At 68.6% G+C, this 20,511-nt stretch carries 23 protein-coding genes; 12 read left to right on the top strand and 11 right to left on the bottom strand.

Going from position 1 to position 20,511, the window contains the following annotated elements:
• The first annotated feature begins 185 nt into the window (after nt 1-185).
• Nucleotides 186-455 (top strand): 30S ribosomal protein S15, encoded by a 270-nt coding sequence (gene rpsO, locus ACWAT3_RS14280; protein ID WP_017203073.1) that lies wholly within the window; start codon nt 186-188, stop codon nt 453-455.
• An 86-nt stretch (nt 456-541) separates the two neighbouring features.
• Here rpsO and ACWAT3_RS14275 read toward each other — a convergent pair whose 3' ends face one another.
• The 4 genes from ACWAT3_RS14275 to ACWAT3_RS14260 all read right to left on the bottom strand — a co-directional run bounded on the left by ACWAT3_RS14275 (nt 542) and on the right by ACWAT3_RS14260 (nt 5,146).
• Nucleotides 542-1,267, bottom strand: a complete 726-nt coding sequence (locus ACWAT3_RS14275; protein WP_460799467.1) for an ankyrin repeat domain-containing protein — start codon at nt 1,265-1,267, stop codon at nt 542-544.
• A gap of 90 nt (nt 1,268-1,357) precedes the next feature.
• Nucleotides 1,358-2,782, bottom strand: coding sequence for a ricin-type beta-trefoil lectin domain protein (locus ACWAT3_RS14270; protein ID WP_460799465.1), 1,425 nt, complete (start codon nt 2,780-2,782; stop codon nt 1,358-1,360).
• A gap of 89 nt (nt 2,783-2,871) precedes the next feature.
• A complete protein-coding gene (locus tag ACWAT3_RS14265; protein ID WP_460799464.1) occupies nt 2,872-3,879 on the bottom strand; it encodes an isopenicillin N synthase family dioxygenase in 1,008 nt (335 codons plus the stop codon).
• Between the two features lie 133 nt (nt 3,880-4,012).
• Nucleotides 4,013-5,146 (bottom strand): acyltransferase family protein, encoded by a 1,134-nt coding sequence (locus tag ACWAT3_RS14260; protein WP_460799462.1) that lies wholly within the window; start codon nt 5,144-5,146, stop codon nt 4,013-4,015.
• Nucleotides 5,147-5,290: 144 nt separating this feature from the next.
• Here ACWAT3_RS14260 and ACWAT3_RS14255 point away from each other — a divergent pair, with 144 nt between their 5' ends.
• Both ACWAT3_RS14255 and ACWAT3_RS14250 read left to right on the top strand, forming a co-directional pair.
• Nucleotides 5,291-6,490, top strand: coding sequence for an LLM class flavin-dependent oxidoreductase (locus tag ACWAT3_RS14255; RefSeq protein WP_460799748.1), 1,200 nt, complete (start codon nt 5,291-5,293; stop codon nt 6,488-6,490).
• A 1-nt stretch (nt 6,491) separates the two neighbouring features.
• Nucleotides 6,492-7,136 (top strand): FMN reductase, encoded by a 645-nt coding sequence (locus ACWAT3_RS14250; RefSeq protein ID WP_460799461.1) that lies wholly within the window; start codon nt 6,492-6,494, stop codon nt 7,134-7,136.
• A 58-nt stretch (nt 7,137-7,194) separates the two neighbouring features.
• On the opposite strand, the gene ACWAT3_RS14245 is transcribed toward ACWAT3_RS14250, so the two are convergent.
• Entirely contained in the window at nt 7,195-7,374 is a 180-nt protein-coding gene (locus tag ACWAT3_RS14245; protein WP_460799459.1) for a DUF5302 domain-containing protein, read from the bottom strand.
• Between the two features lie 9 nt (nt 7,375-7,383).
• Complete coding sequence (locus ACWAT3_RS14240) at nt 7,384-8,004, bottom strand: DedA family protein (protein WP_460799458.1); 621 nt, start codon at nt 8,002-8,004, stop codon at nt 7,384-7,386.
• Nucleotides 8,005-8,158: 154 nt separating this feature from the next.
• On the opposite strand from ACWAT3_RS14240, the gene ACWAT3_RS14235 reads away from it, so the two are divergent.
• The 4 genes from ACWAT3_RS14235 to ACWAT3_RS14220 all read left to right on the top strand — a co-directional run bounded on the left by ACWAT3_RS14235 (nt 8,159) and on the right by ACWAT3_RS14220 (nt 14,524).
• Nucleotides 8,159-10,084, top strand: coding sequence for a GDSL-type esterase/lipase family protein (locus ACWAT3_RS14235; protein ID WP_460799456.1), 1,926 nt, complete (start codon nt 8,159-8,161; stop codon nt 10,082-10,084).
• Nucleotides 10,085-10,338: 254 nt separating this feature from the next.
• Nucleotides 10,339-12,615 carry a polyribonucleotide nucleotidyltransferase gene (locus tag ACWAT3_RS14230; RefSeq protein ID WP_460799454.1) on the top strand — a complete coding sequence of 759 codons (2,277 nt, stop codon included), beginning with the start codon at nt 10,339-10,341 and terminating at the stop codon, nt 12,613-12,615.
• A 210-nt stretch (nt 12,616-12,825) separates the two neighbouring features.
• Nucleotides 12,826-13,854: an aldo/keto reductase gene (locus ACWAT3_RS14225; RefSeq protein WP_460799453.1), complete on the top strand. Its 1,029-nt coding sequence runs from the start codon at nt 12,826-12,828 to the stop codon at nt 13,852-13,854.
• Between the two features lie 67 nt (nt 13,855-13,921).
• A complete protein-coding gene (locus tag ACWAT3_RS14220; protein ID WP_429456589.1) occupies nt 13,922-14,524 on the top strand; it encodes a histidine phosphatase family protein in 603 nt (200 codons plus the stop codon).
• A 7-nt stretch (nt 14,525-14,531) separates the two neighbouring features.
• On the opposite strand, the gene ACWAT3_RS14215 is transcribed toward ACWAT3_RS14220, so the two are convergent.
• Nucleotides 14,532-14,999, bottom strand: a complete 468-nt coding sequence (locus tag ACWAT3_RS14215; RefSeq protein WP_460799450.1) for a GNAT family N-acetyltransferase — start codon at nt 14,997-14,999, stop codon at nt 14,532-14,534.
• A gap of 176 nt (nt 15,000-15,175) precedes the next feature.
• On the opposite strand from ACWAT3_RS14215, the gene dapB reads away from it, so the two are divergent.
• Together dapB and ACWAT3_RS14205 are read left to right on the top strand one after the other, a co-directional pair.
• Nucleotides 15,176-15,922, top strand: a complete 747-nt coding sequence (gene dapB / locus ACWAT3_RS14210) for a 4-hydroxy-tetrahydrodipicolinate reductase (RefSeq protein WP_460799449.1) — start codon at nt 15,176-15,178, stop codon at nt 15,920-15,922.
• On the top strand, nt 15,919-16,362 hold the full coding sequence (locus ACWAT3_RS14205) for a hypothetical protein (protein ID WP_460799447.1): 444 nt from the start codon (nt 15,919-15,921) through the stop codon (nt 16,360-16,362). The genes dapB and ACWAT3_RS14205 overlap by 4 nt, the downstream gene beginning before the upstream one ends.
• A gap of 23 nt (nt 16,363-16,385) precedes the next feature.
• On the opposite strand, the gene ACWAT3_RS14200 is transcribed toward ACWAT3_RS14205, so the two are convergent.
• From ACWAT3_RS14200 to ACWAT3_RS14190, 3 genes are all read right to left on the bottom strand, one after another.
• Nucleotides 16,386-16,811: an OsmC family peroxiredoxin gene (locus ACWAT3_RS14200; protein ID WP_460799445.1), complete on the bottom strand. Its 426-nt coding sequence runs from the start codon at nt 16,809-16,811 to the stop codon at nt 16,386-16,388.
• Nucleotides 16,812-16,884: 73 nt separating this feature from the next.
• Nucleotides 16,885-17,361, bottom strand: coding sequence for a DUF4395 domain-containing protein (locus ACWAT3_RS14195; RefSeq protein WP_460799443.1), 477 nt, complete (start codon nt 17,359-17,361; stop codon nt 16,885-16,887).
• A gap of 21 nt (nt 17,362-17,382) precedes the next feature.
• Complete coding sequence (locus ACWAT3_RS14190) at nt 17,383-17,793, bottom strand: thioredoxin family protein (protein WP_460799441.1); 411 nt, start codon at nt 17,791-17,793, stop codon at nt 17,383-17,385.
• Nucleotides 17,794-17,889: 96 nt separating this feature from the next.
• On the opposite strand from ACWAT3_RS14190, the gene ACWAT3_RS14185 reads away from it, so the two are divergent.
• Genes ACWAT3_RS14185 through ACWAT3_RS14175 form a run of 3 tightly spaced genes read left to right on the top strand, consistent with a single transcriptional unit; the run spans nt 17,890 to nt 19,933 of the window.
• A complete protein-coding gene (locus ACWAT3_RS14185) occupies nt 17,890-18,699 on the top strand; it encodes a thymidylate synthase (protein WP_460799439.1) in 810 nt (269 codons plus the stop codon).
• On the top strand, nt 18,696-19,172 hold the full coding sequence (locus ACWAT3_RS14180) for a dihydrofolate reductase (protein WP_460799437.1): 477 nt from the start codon (nt 18,696-18,698) through the stop codon (nt 19,170-19,172). The genes ACWAT3_RS14185 and ACWAT3_RS14180 overlap by 4 nt, the downstream gene beginning before the upstream one ends.
• The gene (locus ACWAT3_RS14175; protein WP_460799436.1) at nt 19,172-19,933 is read left to right on the top strand and encodes an SDR family NAD(P)-dependent oxidoreductase; all 762 of its coding nucleotides are present in this window, start codon (nt 19,172-19,174) and stop codon (nt 19,931-19,933) included. Before ACWAT3_RS14180 ends, ACWAT3_RS14175 begins: the two co-directional genes overlap by 1 nt.
• Nucleotides 19,934-19,961: 28 nt before the next feature.
• Here the strand turns inward: ACWAT3_RS14175 and ACWAT3_RS14170 are convergent, their stop codons facing one another.
• Nucleotides 19,962-20,498 (bottom strand): NUDIX domain-containing protein, encoded by a 537-nt coding sequence (locus ACWAT3_RS14170; protein WP_460799434.1) that lies wholly within the window; start codon nt 20,496-20,498, stop codon nt 19,962-19,964.
• Between the last annotated feature and the right edge of the window lie 13 nt (nt 20,499-20,511).

The following is a 20,511-nucleotide window of genomic DNA, read 5'->3' as shown; positions in this document are numbered from 1 at the left end:
CATCCGGGTTCGGGGTTCTCTGTGTCTGGTCCGCGGGCGGCGCTCAAAGCTGTCGCCCACGGGCGTCGCCGGTGCCGCTCCGGGCTGGTAGACTCTTCAGGTTGCCGTTTGATCGGCCGCGGATAAAGAGAGCCCACGCATCAGGCGTCGGGCGCCGCGCAACAAGCAGAGAGGGGATCGAATCTATGGCACTGGAAGCAGACGTCAAGAAGGCGATCATCGAAGAGTACGCGACGCACCCCGGTGACACCGGATCCCCCGAGGTGCAGGCCGCGATGCTGACGCAGCGCATCAAGGACCTCACCGAGCACCTCAAGGAGCACAAGCACGACCACCACTCGCGTCGTGGCCTGTTCCTGCTCGTGGGTCAGCGCCGTCGTCTGCTCGGCTACCTCCAGAGCGTCGACATCGAGCGCTACCGCTCGCTGATCGCACGCCTGGGTCTTCGCCGATAAGGCAGAGCGCCCCAGCGTACAATCGCGCAAAACATTCTTGAGAAGGCCTCCCCGCCGGTGCGGGGAGGCCTTCATCGCGTTCGCGATCAGGATGCCGCGTCGATGAGCGCGACGATCTGCTCGTAGCCGGCCCGCGCGGCGAGCTCGCGCGGCTGAGCCCCGTCGCCGTCCGCGAGCGTCGGATCGGCGCCGGCGTCCAGCAGCAGCCGGATCGTCTCGACGTGCTCTGCGGAGCCGTCTCCGAGGACGATCGCCTCGTGGATCGCGGTCCACCCCAGGTTGTTGATGTGATCGAGGGGAACGCCGGCCTCGATGAGGATGCGCACGGTGGATACGTGCGCATGTTCGCTGGCGGGGATGAGCGCGGTCCCGCCGAAGCGATTCGTGCTCGCCACGTCGGCACCGTGCGTCAGTGTGGCCAGGAGGATCTCGTCCAGACCTTCGGCGCCGGCGTACAAGAACGCGGAATCCTGGATGCCGTCCTTCGCATTCGGGTCCGCACCGGCATCCAGCAGAGCAAGTGCGATCGCGGTGCGACCGGACTTGGTGGCGGAGATCAGCGCCGTGGCATCTCCTTCCCCGCGCCACTCGAGATCGGCGCCCGCGTCAATCGCGTCCGCCGCCGCCCGGACGTCGTCATCCTCGATCGCCCGCCACAGGGCGGACGTCGCCGTCCCGGGCGACTTCGCTGCGCCCTGAGGAAGCGCGGCCGCGCTGCAGGCCGCCACCGTCAAGGATGCAGCGGCGAGCAGGGCGGTCAACGCGGCGGCCCGTGAGCGGAAGCCGCCTGTTCGGGTGCGTCTGGTGGGCATCGGGATCCTTCCGTCGGTGGGATGACCACCAGGCTTTCAGAGGAGCGGCCGGCGCGCGTCATCCGATCGGCTACTCCCGACGCGCTGCCCTCACCCCTCGTACACCCACCGCTGGGTCGGGCTCGCCGGGTCGCACGCGGCGATCCAGAGCCCCCACGAGTCGGCCGGTGTCGACAGGCACAGCCCAGGGGCGGCGACGCTGCTGATCGTCTGGTCGTCGTTCACCGACCAGCGCTGGTCCTCGGCGCCCGAGCAGTCCAGGATCTGCACGGCTGAGCCTGCGGTGATCCCGGACACGCCCGCCACGCACTTCGAGCCGTAGATGCTGAGGGCGCCGGTGTCCGTCCAGTCGAACGACTGGTTCTCGCCACCGTTGCAGTTCCACAGTCCGAGCCGGGTTCCCGCGGTCGTGGACGCACCGGGTACGTCGATGCAGACGTCGTGGGCGACGCTGCGGATGGGAGATCCCGGGGGAGCCGGCGGCAGATCGTTCAGCTGCTCGCGCTTGAGCAGCCCCCAGCCCCATTGCAGCTGCGCCAGACCGGATGTGTTCGTCACGGTCAGCCCGCCGTCGGCATCCTGTTCGGTCAGGGAGTACGAATCGCCGGTGCGCAGCCCCGGCCAGTACACCGTGCCCATGCCGTTGTCGCGGGCGACCTCGGTGAGGGCTCCGAGGTAGGCGGTCGACACGTTGTTCTCGTGGTTGCCGTAGTTCAGCCCGGTCGTCATGGGCGATCCGGCTTCGGTGATCACCGTTCGCCAGGCGTAGTCGCCGAGCCGGGGGAGCAGGTTGGCCTTCCAGGCCTCCTCCGTGGTGTCCGAAGCCCAGAACCCGTAGAAGTGCAGCGACAGCAGAGTGCCGGTGAGCTCAGGCGCCGCACCGACACCGCCAACATGATCGTTGTATCCGGTGCCGGACACGATCACGCGCTTGCGCGGCACATCGCTGTGGTCGTCGAGCCAGCCGGACGTCAGCGAGACCCACTCGTCGAGCGAGTATCCGAACGGCTCGTTCATGATCTCGAAGTACACCCGAGGATTCGCCCCGTACTCGGACGTCACGGTGTCCCACATCGCCTGGAACGCGGCGTCGTCGTCGACGAAGCCATCCTTCGCGTCGTCGGCCTCCCAGTAGCTGAGGATGACCTTGAAGCCCTTGTCCACCGAGGCATCGATCGCCGCACGGTAGGAGGTCCACCATTCGGTGCCGACGCTGGACGGATTTATGGGCAGACGGACCGTGTTCGCCCGGACCTCGCGCTTGAACTCTCCGACGATCGACAGCGACTTCGCATAGGTGGTCGTATAGTCATCGAGAACGCTCAGCCCCGAGGGGACGACCTCGTCATCCGCGTAGTTGTCACGAGGGTCGGCCCAGTTCACCCCGCGGAACTCGCTCGTGTCGCCATGCGGCTTCGACGTGGGAACGGCATCGGATGCCGCGAAGGCGGGGGCGGGGGCGAGGCTCAGCAGGACGGCGGCAGCCGCAACGACGGCCGAGATCTTTCTCTTCATCGAGGGATCCAATTGTGTGGGCGCCGGGGCGCCATCGATCGGGACATGCGACAGATTGGCATGCCCGATGAATAAACACAAGGGTTGACTTAATTGGTGTTCGCGCCGACGAGGTCCGCATGATGGATCGCGGCGACGTCCGGGTGCGCGCGCAGGCGCGACTTCAGCGCGTTCTCGCCGTACAGACTGTGGATGGGGTTGCGGGGGTCCTGCGTGACGCCACGTGCCTGCGCCGTGAGCTCGGCGGGCAGCTCGATGATCGGCAGGGTCCTGTCGAGAGCAGGGTTGAAGAAGAACGGCACCGAGATGCGCTCATCGGGTGCCTGCGGCGAGATGACCCGGTGATTCGTGGCCTTCAGATAGCCGTCCGTGGCGTACTCCAGGAGTTCGCCGATGTTCACCACGAAGGCGCCATCGATCGGGGGAGCGGCGACCCACTCGCCGTCGCGCTCCACCTGCAGGCCGCCCTTGCCCGGCTCGACCCAGAGCAGGGTCAGCACGCCGGAGTCCTTGTGCGCGCCGACGCCCTGCTGCGGTTCCGGCTCGGTCGTGCCCGGGTATCGGACGATCTTGATCAGCGTGGACGGTTCGCCAAAGTTCGACTCGAAGTAGTCCTCCTCTGCGCCGAGCGCCAGAGCCCACGCCCGCAGGAGCTTGCGGGCCACGTCGCTGAGCCGCGCGTGCCACTCCAGGACGACGTCCCGCAGCTCGGGCTGTGCTGCCGGCCACAGGTTCGGACCGATCAGGCGGTTGAATGCAGGACCGCCGGCGACCGTCTCGCGTTCGGGACCGATGTCGATCTGCTCGCGCCAGTCCACCTCGCCCTGGGTCCGCTCGCCGCCGATGCGGGTGTACCCCCGGAAGTGCGGGCTGTTGATGTTCTCGATCGCGAGCTTGTCCTCGACGGGAAGAGCGAAGAAGTCCCGAGCCGCCTGGTGCAGGCGATCGATCAGCTCCGGCGATACTCCGGTACCAGTGAGGTAGAAGAAGCCGACGTCGTGCGTCGCCGCCCGCAGGTCATCGCGGAACTGCGCCGCGGCACCAGGCCCTGCGTCGAGGCGGGACAGGTCGAGGATCGGAAGGTTCAGATCAGCCATGACCCGAGGCTAGGTCGAGCAGGGAAGCAGCGCGAGGTGTGTTGCGGCGCATTACCTGACGCCTCGTGCGGCCGAACGACTCGATCGCGTCACACGCGTCGGCGCCGAGCTGTTCGCCCGAGCCGCGGCGCGCTCAGACCCGGGGTCTGCGGGAGCCGGTCGGATCGTTGCGGCGCGCTGGGTTCGGCGCGAGCGAGCGGTCGCGGAACAGCCACGCCGGCCGCGGCTCGACCAGCGGCCGGAACAACCAGCGCACCGGTTTCGTGGCGAGCACGACCGCGATCGCGACGGAGAGCAGGATGACGCTGGGCAGCCAGAGCCACGTCGGTTCCGCGTTGCGCAGGATGCCGGATTCGCGGAACGGATACAGCACGAACGAGTGCAGCAGGTAGACGTACATCGTGTACTGCCCGAACTGCGTCCACCAGGTCGTGCGCCGCGGGATGAGCACGAAGAACGCGGCGCTTAGCAGCAGCCCGAGTGCGATCAGCGCGAGCCGGACACCGCCGGACCACCACGCGTCGAGACCGAGGTCCGAGTACGCGTCGACGTAGAAGAACCACTTGTCCAGATCCAGGCTCGACCAGATATCCACCCAGTTCCACGCCACGAAGCCGTCGATCGCGAAGATCACCACCGCGATGGCGCGCAGCCACCACGGTCGGAAATCGATCAGGCGGAAGCGGTCGACGATGTCGTGCTCGTGCAGCCACCACCCGAGCACGAAGAACGGCAGGAAGCCGAGCGTCCGCGAGAGCGAGAACGTGCTGTCGACATTGGGCAGATAGCCGGCGCCGATCGAGATCAGCAGAGCCCATAGTAATGGCCAGCGCAGCAGCGCGAGGTACGGCAGCACGAGGCGGAAGATGCCGAGTGCGAGCAGGAACCACAACGTCCAGGACGGATCCGTGAGGTTCGGGCTCGCCTGGCCCTCGACGATCCACTTCGTCAGCGTCCAGAGCATCTCGAAGATGACGTATGGGACCAGGATGTCGGTGATGACGCGGGCCATCTGCCGCTTCGTGGGCGGTGCCGATTTCGAGAAGTACCCGGCGATGATCGCGAACGCGGGCATGTGGAACGCGTAGAACGACAGGTACAGGGCCATGGCGATGTCCGAGTCGTACGTGAGACGCTGGATCGCGTGTCCGAGGACCACCAGGACGATGCAGGCGTAGCGCGCGTTGTCCCAGAACGGGACGCGTCGGCGTGGCCGCTGGGTCGCTCCGGTCGCGGGTCCGGTCGGGGACGGTGCGGCACTGCTCATCCTCCGAGGCTACATTCCGGACGGGAATAAAGTTGTGCGCATCGCGTTGACACATATACATTCAAATGAATACAAGCGGATGCCACGGCATCCGCGCCGAAGGACACGGAGCAGCACATGAGCGAGCAGGACGTCACCGCGGGGATGCAGTTCGGCATCTTCAGTGTCAGCGACATCACACAGAACCCGGTCACGGGCGAGACGCCGAGCGAGGCGCAGAAGATCAAGGACGCGATCACGATCGCGAAGCACGTCGAAGAGGTGGGTCTCGACGTGTACGCGATCGGCGAGCACCACAACCCGCCGTTCTGGTCGTCGTCGCCCTCGACCACGCTCGCCGCGATCGCCGGCCAGACCGAGCGGATCATCCTGTCGACCTCGACGACGCTCATCACCACCAACGACCCGGTGAAGATCGCCGAGGACTTCGCGATGCTCCAGCACGTCTCCGATGGGCGCACCGACATCATGCTCGGTCGCGGCAACACGGGGCCGGTGTACCCCTGGTTCGGCAAGGACATCCGCCAGGGCCTTCCGCTGGCGATCGAGAGCTACAACCTGCTGCACCGGCTCTGGCGCGAGGACGTCGTGGACTGGGACGGCAAGTTCCGCACGCCCCTGCAGGGCTTCACCTCGACACCCCGTCCGCTCGACGGCGTCGCACCGTTCGTCTGGCACGGATCGATCCGCACCCCTGAGATCGCCGAGCAAGCCGCGTACTACGGCGACGGCTTCTTCGCGAACAACATCTTCTGGCCGAAGGAGCACTACCAGCGTCTGATCGAGCTGTACCGTCAGCGTTGGGCGCACTACGGACACGGCGCTCCCGAGACGGCGATCGTCGGACTCGGCGGTCAGGTCTTCATGCGCCAGAACTCGCAGGATGCCGTGAATGAGTTCCGCCCGTACTTCGACAACGCGCCGGTGTACGGCCACGGCCCCAGCATGGAGGACTTCACGGAGATGACGCCGCTGACGGTCGGCTCCCCGCAGCAGGTGATCGACCGGTACGCCGCCATGCGCGACACGTTCGGGGACTACCAGCGTCAGCTGTTCCTCATCGACCACGCAGGACTTCCGCTGAAGACGGTGCTCGAGCAGCTCGACATCCTGGGCGGCGAGGTCGTTCCCGCGCTGCGTCGGGAACTGGCGACCAACCGTCCTGCGCAGACCCCGGATGCCCCGACTCACGCCTCGCTCGTGGCGGCGGCGTACGGCGACGGGCCCGTCAGGGAGGCGCGCCCCGGTGCCAACCGCGGTGACAACCTCACCGCCGGCTCCCCGTACCAGGACTCTCCGCAGCCCGCGGGTGCCGCGTTCGGACTCGGCCGGACGGAGGCCTGACATGACCACGCGCCGTATCGCCGTCATCTCGGCAGGACTCTCGAACCCGTCGTCGACCCGCATGCTCGCCGATCGGCTGGCGGCGGAGACCGCGAAGCACCTCGCCGAGCGGGATGTCGAGGTCAGCATCGACGTGATCGAGCTGCGTGATCTCGCGCACGACATCACGAACAATCTGCTCACCGGGTTCGCGCCGCCTGCCCTCGAGACCGCGATCAACACCGTGGTCTCCTCGGACGCCCTGATCGCCGTCACGCCGATCTTCTCGACGAGCTACTCGGGACTCTTCAAGTCCTTCATCGACGTGCTCGATCCGGACTCCCTCACCGGCAAGCCGGTGCTGATCGGCGCGAACGCCGGCACGGCACGTCACTCGCTCGCGATCGACTACGCGATCCGTCCGCTGTTCGCCTATCTGCACGCCGAGCCGGTCTCCAGCGGCGTGTTCGCGGCATCCAGCGACTGGGGCAGCTCGGCCGACGACGTCGCCCCGCTGGCCAAGCGCGTGGAGAAGGGAGCGAGGGAACTCGCCGAGGCGATCGCCCGCAAGGATGCCGTCGCATCAGGCGACCCGTTCGACCCGGCGACCTACCTGGGCGAAGGGCGTTCGTTCGGCCACCTGCTCGGCGGTCTCGCGGGGGAGTGAACCGCGCGCCGCGAACAGCGCGAAGGCCGCCCCTTCAGGGGCGGCCTTCGCTGTGCGGTCAACCGCTCTTGCGTCGGAACTCGCGGTGCGTCTGGGCGGAGTGCGTCCCCTGGATGGCGGAATCGCCATCCAGGTGCGCCTCTCCCTGACGGCTCTGCGCGTTCTTCTTCGCGAGCGCTTCCTTGAACTTGCGCTTCATCTCGTCCGAGGAGGAGACGGCGTCGTCTGGCGTGCTCATGCCGTCAGCCTAGTCGGACGCCGACCCGGAAGGGGAGGAGATTCTGCGGCGCGCCCGACGCCGGAGCACGAGATCGATCAGCGCGCCGATCGCGACGGCGCAGATCACGGACACCACGATCGCCACGATCGGGCCACCGGGCAGCACCGCGGCGATGAGCGCGCCGATGGCCGCCTGGTACGCGGCCCAGCCGGTCGCGGCCAGCGCCACGAGTGCGCCGTAGCGCGGCAGCGGGATGCGCGTCGCGCCAGCGACCAGGTTGATCGCCAGACGCGCGAAAGGGATGAACCGCGCGGTGAACAGCACGACGGCGGTGCCGGATTCCAGCCGCCCCCGTGCCCATCGCTGCGCACGCTGCACGCGTTCGGCCCGCATCCAGCGCCACCGGTCGATGCCCGCCCAGCGACCGATCGAATAGCAGATCAGATCACCGGCCGTCGCGGCGACGGCGGCGCACACGATCACAGCCCACAGCGGTGGCGCGCCGGTGGAGATCGCGAGCGCCCCGAGGGCGGTGACGGCGATCTCGCCGGGCACCACGACGAAGAAGGCATCGCCGAGCACGAGCAAGGACATCACAGCGAGGGCCCAGGGGCCAGTGACGAGTTCGGCGACGCCATCCGTGATCACGATGACACTGTGACGGTCCGAGGTGAACGGCAACCGAATCGGGGATAGCGGGTGACGGGCAGCCGTGCAACGGGTGAACTCTCCGCGACCAAGGGTGCGGTCGGCGGTTCGAGGCGCTGCGGCGCGGCATCCTGGCACCGTGAGAGTCGCGATCGTGACCGAATCCTTCCTGCCGCACATGAACGGTGTGACGGGATCTGTCATGCAGATCCTGCGTCACCTCGAGCGCGAGGGGCACACCGCCCACGTGCTCGCCCCTGATGCCGTCGGCATCCCCGAGTCCCTCTTCGGCGCGCGTGTCGAGCCGGTCCCGAGCCTCGCACTCCCCGGCTATCGCAACGTCCGCGTCGGCGCCGTCACCGCGCATCGTGTCGCGGCGTCGCTGGAGCGCTTCCGTCCCGATGTCGTCCACCTCGCGTCGCCGTTCGCGCTCGGCTGGCGCGGAGTGCTCGCGGCAGGGCGACTGGGTGTCCCGGCCGTCGCCGCCTATCAGACCGATGTCGCGGCCTACACCGAGCGCTACCGGCTGGCAGCCACCACCGCCTTCGCGCAGAATCACATCGTGCGGCTGCACCGGCGCGCGACGCTCACGCTGGCGCCATCGACGGAATCCGAGCAGCAGCTCCACACGCTCGGCGTCGACCGGATCCGTCGGTGGGGCAGGGGCGTCGATGCCGAGCGGTTCCACCCAGAGCGCAGGGATGCAGGGTGGCAGCGCGCCGCGGCCGACGATGTCCTGGTCGGGTACGTCGGGCGGCTGGCGGCGGAGAAGCAGGTCGAGGACCTCAAGGTGCTGCAGGACATCCCCGGCGTGCGTCTGGTGATCGTCGGCGACGGGCCGGCGCGGGTGCGCCTGGAGGCCGCCCTGCCGCGGGCGCTGTTCCTCGGGCAGTTGGACGGCGACGAACTCGCGGTCGCGATGGCGTCGTTCGACGTGTTCGTGCACCCGGGGGAGAGCGAGACGTTCGGGCAGACGCTGCAGGAGGCGCACGCGAGCGGAGTGCCGATCGTGGCCACAGGGCGCGGAGGACCGCGGGATCTGGTCCGCATGGGGATCGACGGCTGGCTGTACCGGCCGGGCGACCTGGACGACCTGCGCATGCGCGTGGCCGACCTCGCCGGCGATGCGCGCAAGCGACGCGCTTTCGGCGAAGCCGGACGGCAGGCGGTGACCGGGCGCACCTGGGCTGCGGTGTGCGCGCAGCTGCTGGGGCACTTCGACGACGCGGCAGCGCTGCATCGGGTGGACGATTCGCTGCGCTCGCCGCGGGCGCGTCGGCCGGAACCCGTCACGACCTATCCTGCCCGGCGGTGGACGCGCTACGTGGCGCTGGGGGACTCGCTCACTGAGGGGCTGTGCGATCCGGCACCCGATGGCGCGCTGCGCGGATGGGCCGACCGTCTCGCCCTGCTGCTGGCCGCACGCGGAGGGCTGCACTACGCGAACCTCGCGGTGCGCTCACGACGCGTCGACGACGTCTGCGGCGAGCAACTGCAGCGGGCGCGGGAGCTGCGGCCGGATCTCGTCTCGATCCTCGTCGGCGCGAACGACCTCGTCCGCTCGCGCGCCGACATCGCGGCGCTCGCCGCCCGGGTCGAGGAGGCCGTGCGGACCCTGCGGTCCGATGGCGCCGAAGTGCTGCTGCTGACGCCCTTCCTCCCCGACCGACGTGCTGCCGGAATGTTCGCCCGGCGGTTCGCCGCCTTCGCGAGCGCGCTCGCCGCCGTCGCGGATCGCACCGGTGCGATGCTGCTGGACACCGATCTGCACGGCTCGCTCGCTGACCGGTCGAACTGGGGCGAGGATCTCGTCCACCTCGGCAGCAGAGGGCATCGGTTCCTCGCGTATCGGGCCGGTGAGATCCTCGACGTTCCGCACGCGGAGACGCTGGGGGCTCTGGATGCCGTGCTGCACGACGCCGAGCCGACGACGAGGGCGGCATGGTGGCGCGAGCACGCGCTGCCCTGGGCGTGGCGCCGGATGCGCGGTCGCGTGGCCGGAGACGGCCGAGTCGCCAAGCACGACGACTACGTGTACATCGGTCGCTCGACGAGCCTGCGCGAAGCGCGTGTGCGGTGAACGCCGGGCGCGGAATCCCGCTGTGATCGCGGGATTCGCCGCCCTCGCTGGTAGGCTGGCAGGGAGTGGAACCGGTGAGAAGCTGGTCCCCTGTGGTGGGTTCCTCGGCGAGACGCGTCGGGTGGTCTTCTACTGGTGGCCAGCGCAGGTGAGATTCGCGGGAATGCCCGCGCGCCCGGACTCTCCGTCTTCACTCCGATGCACGCTCGCGGATCACACGGACCCGCGAGAGGAAACAAAGAAGGAGAGACCTCTTGGAAGGTCCTGAAATCACCGCCACCGAGGCCGTTCTCGACAACGGCCGCTTCGGCACCCGCACCGTCCGCTTCGAGACCGGACGCCTTGCTCAGCAGGCTCAGGGCTCGGTTGCGGCCTACCTCGACGGCGAGACCATGCTGCTGTCGGCGACCTCGGCGGGCAAGCACCCGCGCGAGGGCTTCGACTTCTTCCCGCTGACGGTCGACGTCGAAGAGCGCTCGTACGCCGCAGGAAAGATCCCCGGCTCGTTCTTCCGCCGTGAGGGCCGTCCCTCCACCGAGGCGATCCTCGTCTGCCGTCTGATCGACCGTCCGCTGCGCCCGTCGTTCGTCGACGGCCTGCGCAACGAGGTCCAGATCGTCATCACCGTCCTGTCGATCGCACCCGGCGAGTTCTACGACGCGCTCGCGATCAACGCGGCATCCGCTTCGACCCAGATCTCGGGTCTGCCGTTCTCTGGACCGATCGCCGGCGTCCGCCTGGCGTTCATCCCCGGTGGCGGCCAGCACGCCGACCAGTGGGTCGCCTTCCCGACCGCCGAGCAGGTCTCGGAGGCAGTGTTCGACCTGATCGTCGCCGGTCGCGTGGTCACCAAGGCCGATGGCTCCGAAGACGTCGCGATCATGATGGTCGAGGCCGAGGCCACCGAGAACAGCTGGAACCTGATCAAGGGCGGCGCCACCAAGCCCAACGAAGAGGTCGTCGCGCAGGGTCTCGAAGCCTCGAAGCCCTTCATCGCGCAGCTGGTCAAGGCTCAGGCCGAGCTGGCAGCAACGGCATCCAAGGAGCCGGGTGTCTACCCGGTCTTCCTGCCGTACAGCCAGGAGACCTACGACTTCGTCGCGCAGCGCGCATACGACGACCTCGTCGGCGTCTACCAGATCGCTGACAAGAAGGAGCGTCAGAGCGCTGACGACGCCATCAAGGAGCGCGTCCACGCCGAGCTGATCGCCGCCGTCGAGGCGAGCGAACTGCAGGCCGTCGCGACGCTCGAGTTCTCGGCCGCGTACAAGTCGGTCACGAAGAAGATCGTCCGCGGACGCATCCTCACCGACAGCATCCGCATCGACGGTCGCGGTCTGGCCGACATCCGTCCGCTGGATGCCGAGGTGCAGGTCATTCCCCGCGTGCACGGCTCGGCCATCTTCCAGCGCGGCGAGACCCAGATCATGGGTGTCACCACGCTGAACATGCTCAAGATGGAGCAGCAGATCGACTCGCTGTCCCCGACGACGAGCAAGCGCTACATGCACCACTACAACTTCCCGCCCTACTCGACCGGTGAGACCGGCCGCGTCGGGTCGCCGAAGCGTCGCGAGATCGGGCACGGCTTCCTGGCCGAGCGCGCACTCGCACCGGTGCTGCCCAGCCGCGAGGAATTCCCCTACGCGATCCGTCAGGTGTCCGAGGCTCTCAGCTCCAACGGTTCGACGTCGATGGGCTCCGTCTGCGCGTCGACCCTGTCGCTGCTGAACGCGGGTGTGCCGCTGCGCGCGCCCGTCGCCGGCATCGCCATGGGCCTCGTGTCCGATGAGGTCGACGGCCAGACGCGCTACGCGGCGCTGACCGACATCCTCGGCGCCGAGGACGCCCTCGGCGACATGGACTTCAAGGTCGCGGGCACGAGCGAGTTCGTCACGGCCATCCAGCTGGACACGAAGCTCGACGGCATCCCGTCCGAGGTCCTCGCGGGCGCTCTGACGCAGGCGAAGGATGCACGTCTGACGATCCTGAACGTGCTCAACGCGGCGATCGACACCCCGGACGAGATGGCGCCGACCGCTCCGCGCGTGATCAGCGTGCAGATCCCGGTCGACAAGATCGGCGAGCTGATCGGCCCGAAGGGCAAGACGATCAACGCGATCCAGGACGAGACCGGCGCGCAGATCTCCATCGAGGAGGACGGCACCGTCTACATCGGCGCGACCGATGGTCCGTCGGCCGAGGCCGCCCGTGCCCAGGTCAACGCGATCGCGAACCCGACCAACCCCGAGGTCGGTGAGCAGTTCCTCGGCACCGTCGTGAAGATCGCCACCTTCGGCGCCTTCATCTCGCTGCTTCCGGGCAAGGACGGCCTGCTGCACGTCACCGAGGTGCGCAAGCTCGCCGGTGGCAAGCGCGTCGAGAACGTCGACGACGTGCTCTCGGTCGGACAGAAGATCCTCGTGAAGATCACGAAGATCGACGACCGCGGCAAGCTGTCGCTGGAGCCCGTTCTGGACGACGCTCCCGCTGCCGATGCAGCACCGGAGGCGGAGGCCGCCGAGGCCTGATCCTCTGATCGATCGAAGACCCGGATCCGCTCCGCCGAGGAGAGGATCCGGGTCTTCGTCGTATCCGACGTGATGAAAACGTTATGTCGAATTCGCCTGGCGTTCGCCGGATCGGCGGGCCGTGGCGGGATCGTCCTTTACTCTCGTAAGGAAAGCACCGGGGGGTGCTACAGCGCATGACAATGCAGGTCGACTCGCGGGGGTGAGAGCATGCGGATATTCGGCGTCGGTACCGTCGGGACACCCGAGGTGGCCGAGAGCGCGCATGCGCAGCACCCGTCCGCGCCGATCCCCGTGGTCGGACCCGGCGTCGGCGAGACGATGCGGGTCCCGCTGGGAGAGACCGGATTCGAGACGTTCCCCCTCATGCTGGGCGCTGCCGAGTTCGGCTGGAACGTCGACCTCGAGACCAGTCACGACATCCTCGATCGCTACGTCGAGTTCGGCGGCAACGCTGTGCACACGGCCGACGGATTCTCCGGTGGCCGCAGCGAGCACATCATCGGTCAGTGGCTGCGCTCACGCGGGCGCCGTGACGGCATCGTGCTCAGCGCGCGGATCGGATCGCACGCCGACAACCCAGGTCTCGGTTCCGTCAACCTGGTGCGCGCGGTCGAGGGATCGCTCACCCGGCTCGGCGTGGATCGCATCGACGTGCTCTACCTGGATGCCACGTTCGACGCGACGACGAACATTGAGGACACGCTGGCGACCGTGGAGTGGCTGCGCGAGGCGGGCAAGATCGGCTCGGTCGGGGCATTCGGATTCAGCCCGGAGCGCCTCGTCGAAGCGCGCATCCTCGCATCCGCCGGGTACCCGCGGATCGAGGCATTGGATGCGCCGTACAACCTCGTGCGCCGCCAGCCATTCGAGGGCGACATGCGGCTGGTCGCCGGCGCGCAGACGCTGGCGGTGACGCCGTCCCACGCCCTCGAGCACGGCTTCCTCTCCGGCCGCCACCGCAGCAAGGCACTCGCCTCGCAGGGCGTGCGCGGACTGCAGCTGCGCGAGCATCTGAACCGTCGGGGCAACCGCATCCTGAAGGCGCTCGACCAGGTGGCGAGCGACGTGCAGGTTCCCGTCGCGGCGGTCTCGATCGCGTGGCTGCTCGCGCAGCGCACCGTGATCGCACCCATCGTGAACACGTTCGCCGTGCAGCACGTCGACGAACTGATGCAGGGCGCCGGTGTCGCGCTGACGCGTCAGCAGATCTCCGACCTCACCCGCGCGGGCGACTGATCATCCTGCCCGCTCGGCTAGGCTGAACAGGCCGGCCGAAGGTGGCGGGCGAAGAAGCGAGCGGGTTGTGACGCACTACATCTATCTGGTCAGACATGGCGAACATCAGGATGCCGAGCACGGTGTCGATGACGGACCCCTCTCTCCTCGGGGGCAGCGGCAGGCGGAGTTGATCGCCGACCGACTGTCCGGACTCCCGCTCGACGCGGTGTGGCATTCGCCGCTGGTGCGGGCGACCGAGACGGCGCGCGCGATCGCGGCGCGACTGCCCGCCGTCGACCCTGAGCCGTCCGCTCTGCTGTTCGACTGCGTGCCCACCGGGCTCACGGAGGACACTCCTGCCGCGTTCGAGCCGTTCTTCGGCGCGGTCACGGATGCGGAGATCGAGGCCGGCGGGGCTCAGATGGCCGACGCGGTCAACGAGTTCCTGGTGCGCAAGCAGGGCGACGTGCACGAGGTGCTCATCACCCACAATTTCGTGATCTCGTGGTTCGTACGCGAAGTCCTCGGCGCGCCCGAGTGGCGATGGATGACGCTGAATCAGGCGCATTGCGGTCTGACGGTCATCGCGCAGAAGCAGGGGAGGCCGTGGACGTTGCTGACCCACAACGACCTGGGTCATCTTCCGGTCGAACTGCGCACCGGCCTCCCGGACGCCGTTCCGGTCTGACCCGGATTCAGCCGAGCCGCTTGCGGTACCAGCGCGTCGCGTTCGGGTTGTCGTTGTACGGCTCGATCTCCTCGAACCCGCTGCGCGTGTAGAGCGCGCCGGCGGCCTCGAGGGTGTGGTGCGTGTCGAGCACGAGGTCACCGGCGCCCCACTGCCTGGCCCGGCGCTCGAGCTCCTCGAGGATCACGCGGCCCCAGCCCTTGCCGCGGGTCTCCGGCCGCAGGAACAGGTGCTTGACCTCGTAGCGGATGCCGGCATCCGCATCGCCCAGTCGTCGGATGCCGCCGCACCCGACGGCCGCGCCCTCTGGACCCGCGAGCAGGAAGACACCGGCGGGCGGCTCGAAGGCGCTGGGCGTCGGGAACGTCGGCGTGTACGCGCCGCCGGGGAACTCCGCTGCGCGCAGCGCGAAGTACTCCACGAGGATCGCGTGCGATTCGGGATCAGCGGGGGATGCGGCACGGAATTCGAGCATGGATCAACGCTACCGGCGTCGCGAAGTGCCGACTTCCGGATGCACTCGGCATCCGCCGGCATGGCGACGGCGCGACACGCCGCATCCACCGTCCACCATCTGGAAATCGGCACGCGACGATCGGATGCTGTCGCGCCGCGTGATCGGCTGCCCGCCCCGCGAAATAGACTGGGAGCATGACCAAGCAGGTAGCACTCGTCGGCGGAACCGGAAAGCTCGGTTCGATCATCCGCACCGTGATCGATGAGCTGGACGGCTTCCAGGTCACCCGCGTTCTCACCTCGACGAGCGATTGGGCCGAACTCGACGGCGCCGACCTCGTCGTCGACGCCTCGACTCCGCAGGTGAGCGTCGACGTCGTGCGTGCGGCGGTCGATCGCGGTCTGAACGTGCTCGTGGGCACGTCCGGATGGTCGAACGAGCGCATCGCCCTGGTGCGCCCTCTGGTGGACGCCGCCGAGACCGGTGCGGTGTTCATCCCGAACTTCTCGCTCGGCTCGGTGCTCGGTTCAGCACTGGCCGCGGCGGCCGCGCCGTTCTTCGACTCGGCGGAGATCGTCGAGGCGCACCGCGACACGAAGATCGACTCGCCCAGCGGAACCGCGGTGCGCACGGCAGAGCTGATCGCCGCCGCGCGCGTCGAGCAGGGGCCCGTGAGCGCCCCGCACGTCGACCAGCGCGCGCGCGGCCAGCAGGTCGCCGGCGTCCCGATCCATTCGCTGCGGCGTCCGGGCATCATCGCCCGTCAGGACGTCGTGCTCTCCGGCCCCGGCGAGTCCCTGACCTTCACCCACGACACGGTCGAACCGGCGCTCGCGTACGCCCCCGGCATCCGTCTCGCCGTGCCGTTTGCGCTGAGTGCGCGGGGAGTGGTCGTCGGGCTGGAGAACATCGTCGACATCGGCATCCGAGCCCGGTCGTGACCGCTCGCATCGGCGTCGCCCTGATGGGCGTCTGCCTGATCCTGTACTTCATCGTCGCCGGCCAGCAGGCGTACCTCTACATCAGCACGGGCGAGCCGATCGCGATCGCGATGGGCCTCGCGCTGATCGTCCTCCCGCTCATCGGCGTCTGGGCGCTGGTGCGCGAGATCCAGTTCGGAATCTCGGCCGATCGGCTGGGACGCCGGCTCGACGCCGAGGGCGGCATGCCTGCGGCGGAGACCGAACTCACTCCCAGCGGGAAGCTCGCCAAGGAGGATGCCGACGGCATCGTCGCGCGCTATCGCACGGCCGCCGATGACGCGCCGGACGACTGGCGCGCGCAGTACCGTCTCGGTGTCGTGCTGGATGCGGCGGGGCGCCGCAAGGACGCCCGCGCCGGCATCCGGGAGGCGATCCGGGTGGAGAAGCAGAGCAGGTAGGCCCTGCCGCTCCCTCGGGATGCTCAGGCGAGTGTGGCCTCGAGCGTGATGTCGATACCGGCGAGCGCCTGCGACACCGGGCATCCGGTCTTCGCGCCCTGAGCGATCTCCTGGAACGCCTCGGCCGATAGTCCAGGGACGGACGCGTTGACGTTCAGGTGGCTGCCGGTGATGCCGGTGCCCGGCTTGAAGGTGACCGATGCCGTGGTGTTGACGCGCTCCGGCGGGGTGCCGTTCTCGGACAGTGCGTGCGAGAGCGCCATGCTGAAGCACGACGCGTGAGCGGCGGCGATGAGCTCTTCCGGAGTCGTGGTCGTCTCCGAGCCCTCGCTGCGCGCCTTCCAGTCGATCGGGAACGTCCCGAGGTGCGACGAGGAGAACGACACGGTGCCCGATCCCTCCGCGAGGGAACCGGTCCAGGTGGTTGCGGCTTCACTGGTGACGGGCATGATGTTCCTCCGAAGGGTCAGACGGGCTGTGTCGTCAGCCTATCGACCCTGCCGTGCACGCGGAACCGGTCGATCAGGCCGCAGGCGCCTCGCGTCCGACGATTCCCGCACGCTGCAGCAGAAGATAGAGCTGGCAGCCGAGGCAGAAGCCGAACGCGGCGTTCAGGAACGCGGCCATGAACGCCGCCGCCGCCGCGATCGGCAGTGCGAGCGGAACTCCGAGCAGGTGCAGCACGATCCCGACCCCGGTCACGAACAGGCCGACGCCCTGTGCGAATCGCGGCGGACGCGGATCCTCGAGTTCGGCGGGCGCGGCGAGCCGTGATCGGACGAAGCGACGGAAGACGATTCCCCACGGCGCGGTGCGCGGCCACGCGACGCCCCAGAGGAACAGCAGCGCGATCACGACGACGAGGACGAGCCCGGAACTCAGCAGCGATGTGTCGACGAGGCTGAGGACCACGGCGATGAGCAGCAATACGGCGGTGATGCCCGCGGCGAATCGGGGTCCGCGCTGGTCGATGCCGGCGGGCGGAGAAGTGGGCGACATGGCTGCTCCGATCTGCGCGTCTCAGACGGCGGCGAGGGCTTCGGCGAGGGCATGCGGGTGGGGCACGCCGTTGAATCGGGCGCGGACGGCACCCGAACGGTCGACGACGAAGGTCGTCGGTGTCTGGAGGACCCGATAGCGGCTGGACAGGTCGGGACGATGCGTCAGGTCGACCTCGACATGCACGATCCCGTCATCGCGGGAGGCGAGACCGCCCAGCATCCGCCGCACCTGCGGGCAGCGCGCGCACATCTCGGTGGTGAACTGGACGAGCGTCGCGCGGGAGCCCCATCCGCCGTCCGTGTCCGCCGGATCGAATCGCCGATCTCCGCCGCCGCGGCGTCGGCCGTCGAGCAGCCGCAGCGCGACGCCGGTCACGACGGTGAGCACGACCAGCGCTCCCGCGATCACGAGGGCGAGTGCAGGCGACATGGATCGAGAGTACGGCCGGACGGCCGGGCCAGGGGCCGTTGTTGCGAAGCGTGACGGACGAGCCGGTGTCGGTGGTGTGGCGGTATCGTGTGGAGCATGAGCGAAGCCGTCCCGACGCCGTATGAAGATCTGCTCCGTGAGGTGCTGGAGACCGGCACGCACAAGGATGACCGCACCGGCACGGGTACGGTCAGCGTGTTCGGCAGGCAGCTGCGCTTCGACCTGTCGGAGGGCTTCCCGCTGATCACGACCAAGCGCGTGCACTTCAAGTCGATCGCCTACGAGCTGCTCTGGTTCCTCCGTGGCGACTCCAACGTGCGCTGGCTGCAGGACAACGGCGTCACCATCTGGGACGAGTGGGCGGATGCCTCGGGCGATCTCGGCCCGGTCTACGGCGTGCAGTGGCGTTCGTGGCCGACACCGGACGGCGGTCACATCGATCAGCTCGCCGACGTGATCGAGCAGATCAGGCAGTCGCCGGATTCGCGCCGGCTGATCGTCTCTGCGTGGAACCCGGCGGACATCCCCGACATGGCGCTCGCGCCGTGCCACGCGCTGTTCCAGTTCTACGTGGCCGACGGCCGACTGTCGTGCCAGCTCTATCAGCGCAGTGCGGACCTGTTCCTCGGCGTCCCGTTCAACATCGCGTCCTACGCGCTGCTGACCCAGATGATCGCGCATCAGGTCGGGCTGGTGCCGGGCGACTTCGTGTGGACAGGTGGCGACTGCCACATCTACGACAATCACGTCGAGCAGGTCCGCGAGCAGCTCACCCGCGAGGCGTTCCCGTACCCGAAGCTGCGCTTCACACGGAAGCCGGAGTCGGTCTTCGAGTATGCGTACGAGGACTTCGTGATCGAGGACTACCAGCACCACCCGCCGATCCGTGCGGCGGTCGCGGTATGACCTGGGTCGGCCTGATCTGGGCCGAAGCGCGCGGGGGAGTGATCGGCGCCGAGGGTGGCATGCCGTGGCGCATCCCGGAGGACATGGCGCACTTCAAGGACATCACCGTCGGCGCGCCCGTGATCATGGGACGCAAGACCTGGGACTCGCTCCCTGAACGGTTCCGGCCGCTCGAGGGGCGGGAGAACATCGTGATCACCCGCCAGCAGGACTGGGCGGACGACGGCGCGCATCGCGCCAAGAATCTCGCGGATGCCGTCCGCGGCCATGACAGCGTGTGGGTCATCGGGGGCGGGGAGATCTACGCCCAGGCCATCGGCGAGGCAGACCGCCTCGAGGTCACCGAGGTCGATCTCGACGTCGACGGCGATGCGCATGCACCGGACAAGACGGGCTGGCGCCTCGTCTCCGAGGGCGATTGGCAGACCTCGCGCACGGGCATCCGCTACCGCTTCCTGCGCTACGAGCGCTGATGCCCACCGCACTCATCACGGGCGCGAGCGCCGGCCTCGGGGCCGAGTTCGCCAGACAGCTGGCCGACCGAGGCGCCGACCTGATTCTCGTGGCCCGCTCCGGCGGAGCACTGGATGCTCTCGCCGACGAACTGCGCGCGCGCGATGGGGTGGCCGTCGAGGTGCTCGCGGCCGACCTGCTCGACGATGTCGACCTCGCTCGTGTCGTCGCTCGACTCGGCGACCGCGCGCACCCGGTCGACCTGCTCGTCAACAACGCCGGCTTCGGCTTGCCGCTGCACTTCGCGGACAACGACATCGACGACGAGGTGCGGCACCTGCGCCTGCACGTCGAGGTCGCGATGCGCCTCATGCACGCCGCTCTCGGCGTGATGCGGGGTCGCGGCGGGCGCATCATCAATGTCGCCTCGGTCGCCGGTTTCGTCTCGCGGTCGACGTACTCGGCCTGCAAGTCCTGGCTGATCGGCTTCAGCCGATGGGCGAACGCGGAGTACGCGCGAGACGGCGTCACCGTCACCGCTCTGTGCCCGGGGTTCACGCACACGACGTTCCACGAGCGCATGGGGCTCGCACCGGGGGAGGAGGGCGTCCCGCGCGCGATGTGGCTGGACGCCGCCGACGTGGTGCGCGAGGGTCTGAGGGATGCCGCACGAGGACGCGCCGTGTCCGTCCCGTCGCTGCGTTACAAGGCCATCGTGGCGCTGACGAAGGTGCTCCCCGCGTCGCTGACCTCGCGCGTCGCTCGACGCGGTCGCGTCTGAGGAGACGGGGCAGCGCTGCACGCGGCACTCAGCGGAATCGGCCCAGTCGGATCCCCGCGTACGCGATCGCTGCGACCGTCTCGCCGTCGGTGATCCTGCCGTCGGCGATCATCCGCAGCACCTCGTCGAACGGCACCCAGGACACCTCGTCGATGCCCTCTTCGGAGCGGGCATCGCCGCCATCCGCTGGCGTGAGTCCGCGCGCGAGGAAGACGTGCTCCGGTGCGACCGTGACGCCGTTGAGCGCGTTCACGGTGCCCAGCGGCACCCACTGCGCGGCCTGCATCCCGGTCTCCTCGCGGAGCTCCCGCTGCGCGGCGACCAGCGGATCCTCGCCGTCGGTGCCGCCAGCCGGGATCTCGAGGGATCGACCGACTGTGTACCGGTCGAGGCCGACGAGACAGATGCGCTCCTCGTCGTCGACCGCGACGATGAAGACGGCGGGGTGGCGCATGGTCACGACGCCGTAGATCCCGCGGCCGCCTGGGCCGACCACCGCATCCTCTCGGACCGAGATCCACGGGTTCTCGTACACGACGCGGGAATCCTCGGTCTGCCAGGTCATGCGGGCGAGTGTA

The sequence above is a fragment of the Microbacterium sp. GXF0217 genome, from assembly GCF_054798195.1.
The sequence above is the reverse complement of the archived record's forward strand: the minus strand, read 5'-3'. Positions and strand labels throughout refer to the sequence as shown.

Coding starts and splice junctions, on each gene's coding strand:
- ACWAT3_RS14180 (WP_460799437.1), top strand. CDS start 18,696: ATGACCTGGGTCGGCCTGATCTGGGCCGAAGCGCGCGGGGGAGTGATC.
- ACWAT3_RS14245 (WP_460799459.1), bottom strand. CDS start 7,374: ATGAGCACGCCAGACGACGCCGTCTCCTCCTCGGACGAGATGAAGCGC.
- ACWAT3_RS14225 (WP_460799453.1), top strand. CDS start 12,826: ATGCGGATATTCGGCGTCGGTACCGTCGGGACACCCGAGGTGGCCGAG.
- ACWAT3_RS14265 (WP_460799464.1), bottom strand. CDS start 3,879: ATGGCTGATCTGAACCTTCCGATCCTCGACCTGTCCCGCCTCGACGCA.
- ACWAT3_RS14255 (WP_460799748.1), top strand. CDS start 5,291: ATGCAGTTCGGCATCTTCAGTGTCAGCGACATCACACAGAACCCGGTC.
- ACWAT3_RS14275 (WP_460799467.1), bottom strand. CDS start 1,267: ATGCCCACCAGACGCACCCGAACAGGCGGCTTCCGCTCACGGGCCGCC.
- ACWAT3_RS14270 (WP_460799465.1), bottom strand. CDS start 2,782: ATGAAGAGAAAGATCTCGGCCGTCGTTGCGGCTGCCGCCGTCCTGCTG.
- ACWAT3_RS14260 (WP_460799462.1), bottom strand. CDS start 5,146: ATGAGCAGTGCCGCACCGTCCCCGACCGGACCCGCGACCGGAGCGACC.
- dapB (WP_460799449.1), top strand. CDS start 15,176: ATGACCAAGCAGGTAGCACTCGTCGGCGGAACCGGAAAGCTCGGTTCG.
- ACWAT3_RS14200 (WP_460799445.1), bottom strand. CDS start 16,811: ATGCCCGTCACCAGTGAAGCCGCAACCACCTGGACCGGTTCCCTCGCG.
- ACWAT3_RS14195 (WP_460799443.1), bottom strand. CDS start 17,361: ATGTCGCCCACTTCTCCGCCCGCCGGCATCGACCAGCGCGGACCCCGA.
- ACWAT3_RS14170 (WP_460799434.1), bottom strand. CDS start 20,498: ATGACCTGGCAGACCGAGGATTCCCGCGTCGTGTACGAGAACCCGTGG.
- ACWAT3_RS14185 (WP_460799439.1), top strand. CDS start 17,890: ATGAGCGAAGCCGTCCCGACGCCGTATGAAGATCTGCTCCGTGAGGTG.
- ACWAT3_RS14190 (WP_460799441.1), bottom strand. CDS start 17,793: ATGTCGCCTGCACTCGCCCTCGTGATCGCGGGAGCGCTGGTCGTGCTC.
- ACWAT3_RS14215 (WP_460799450.1), bottom strand. CDS start 14,999: ATGCTCGAATTCCGTGCCGCATCCCCCGCTGATCCCGAATCGCACGCG.
- ACWAT3_RS14250 (WP_460799461.1), top strand. CDS start 6,492: ATGACCACGCGCCGTATCGCCGTCATCTCGGCAGGACTCTCGAACCCG.
- rpsO (WP_017203073.1), top strand. CDS start 186: ATGGCACTGGAAGCAGACGTCAAGAAGGCGATCATCGAAGAGTACGCG.
- ACWAT3_RS14175 (WP_460799436.1), top strand. CDS start 19,172: ATGCCCACCGCACTCATCACGGGCGCGAGCGCCGGCCTCGGGGCCGAG.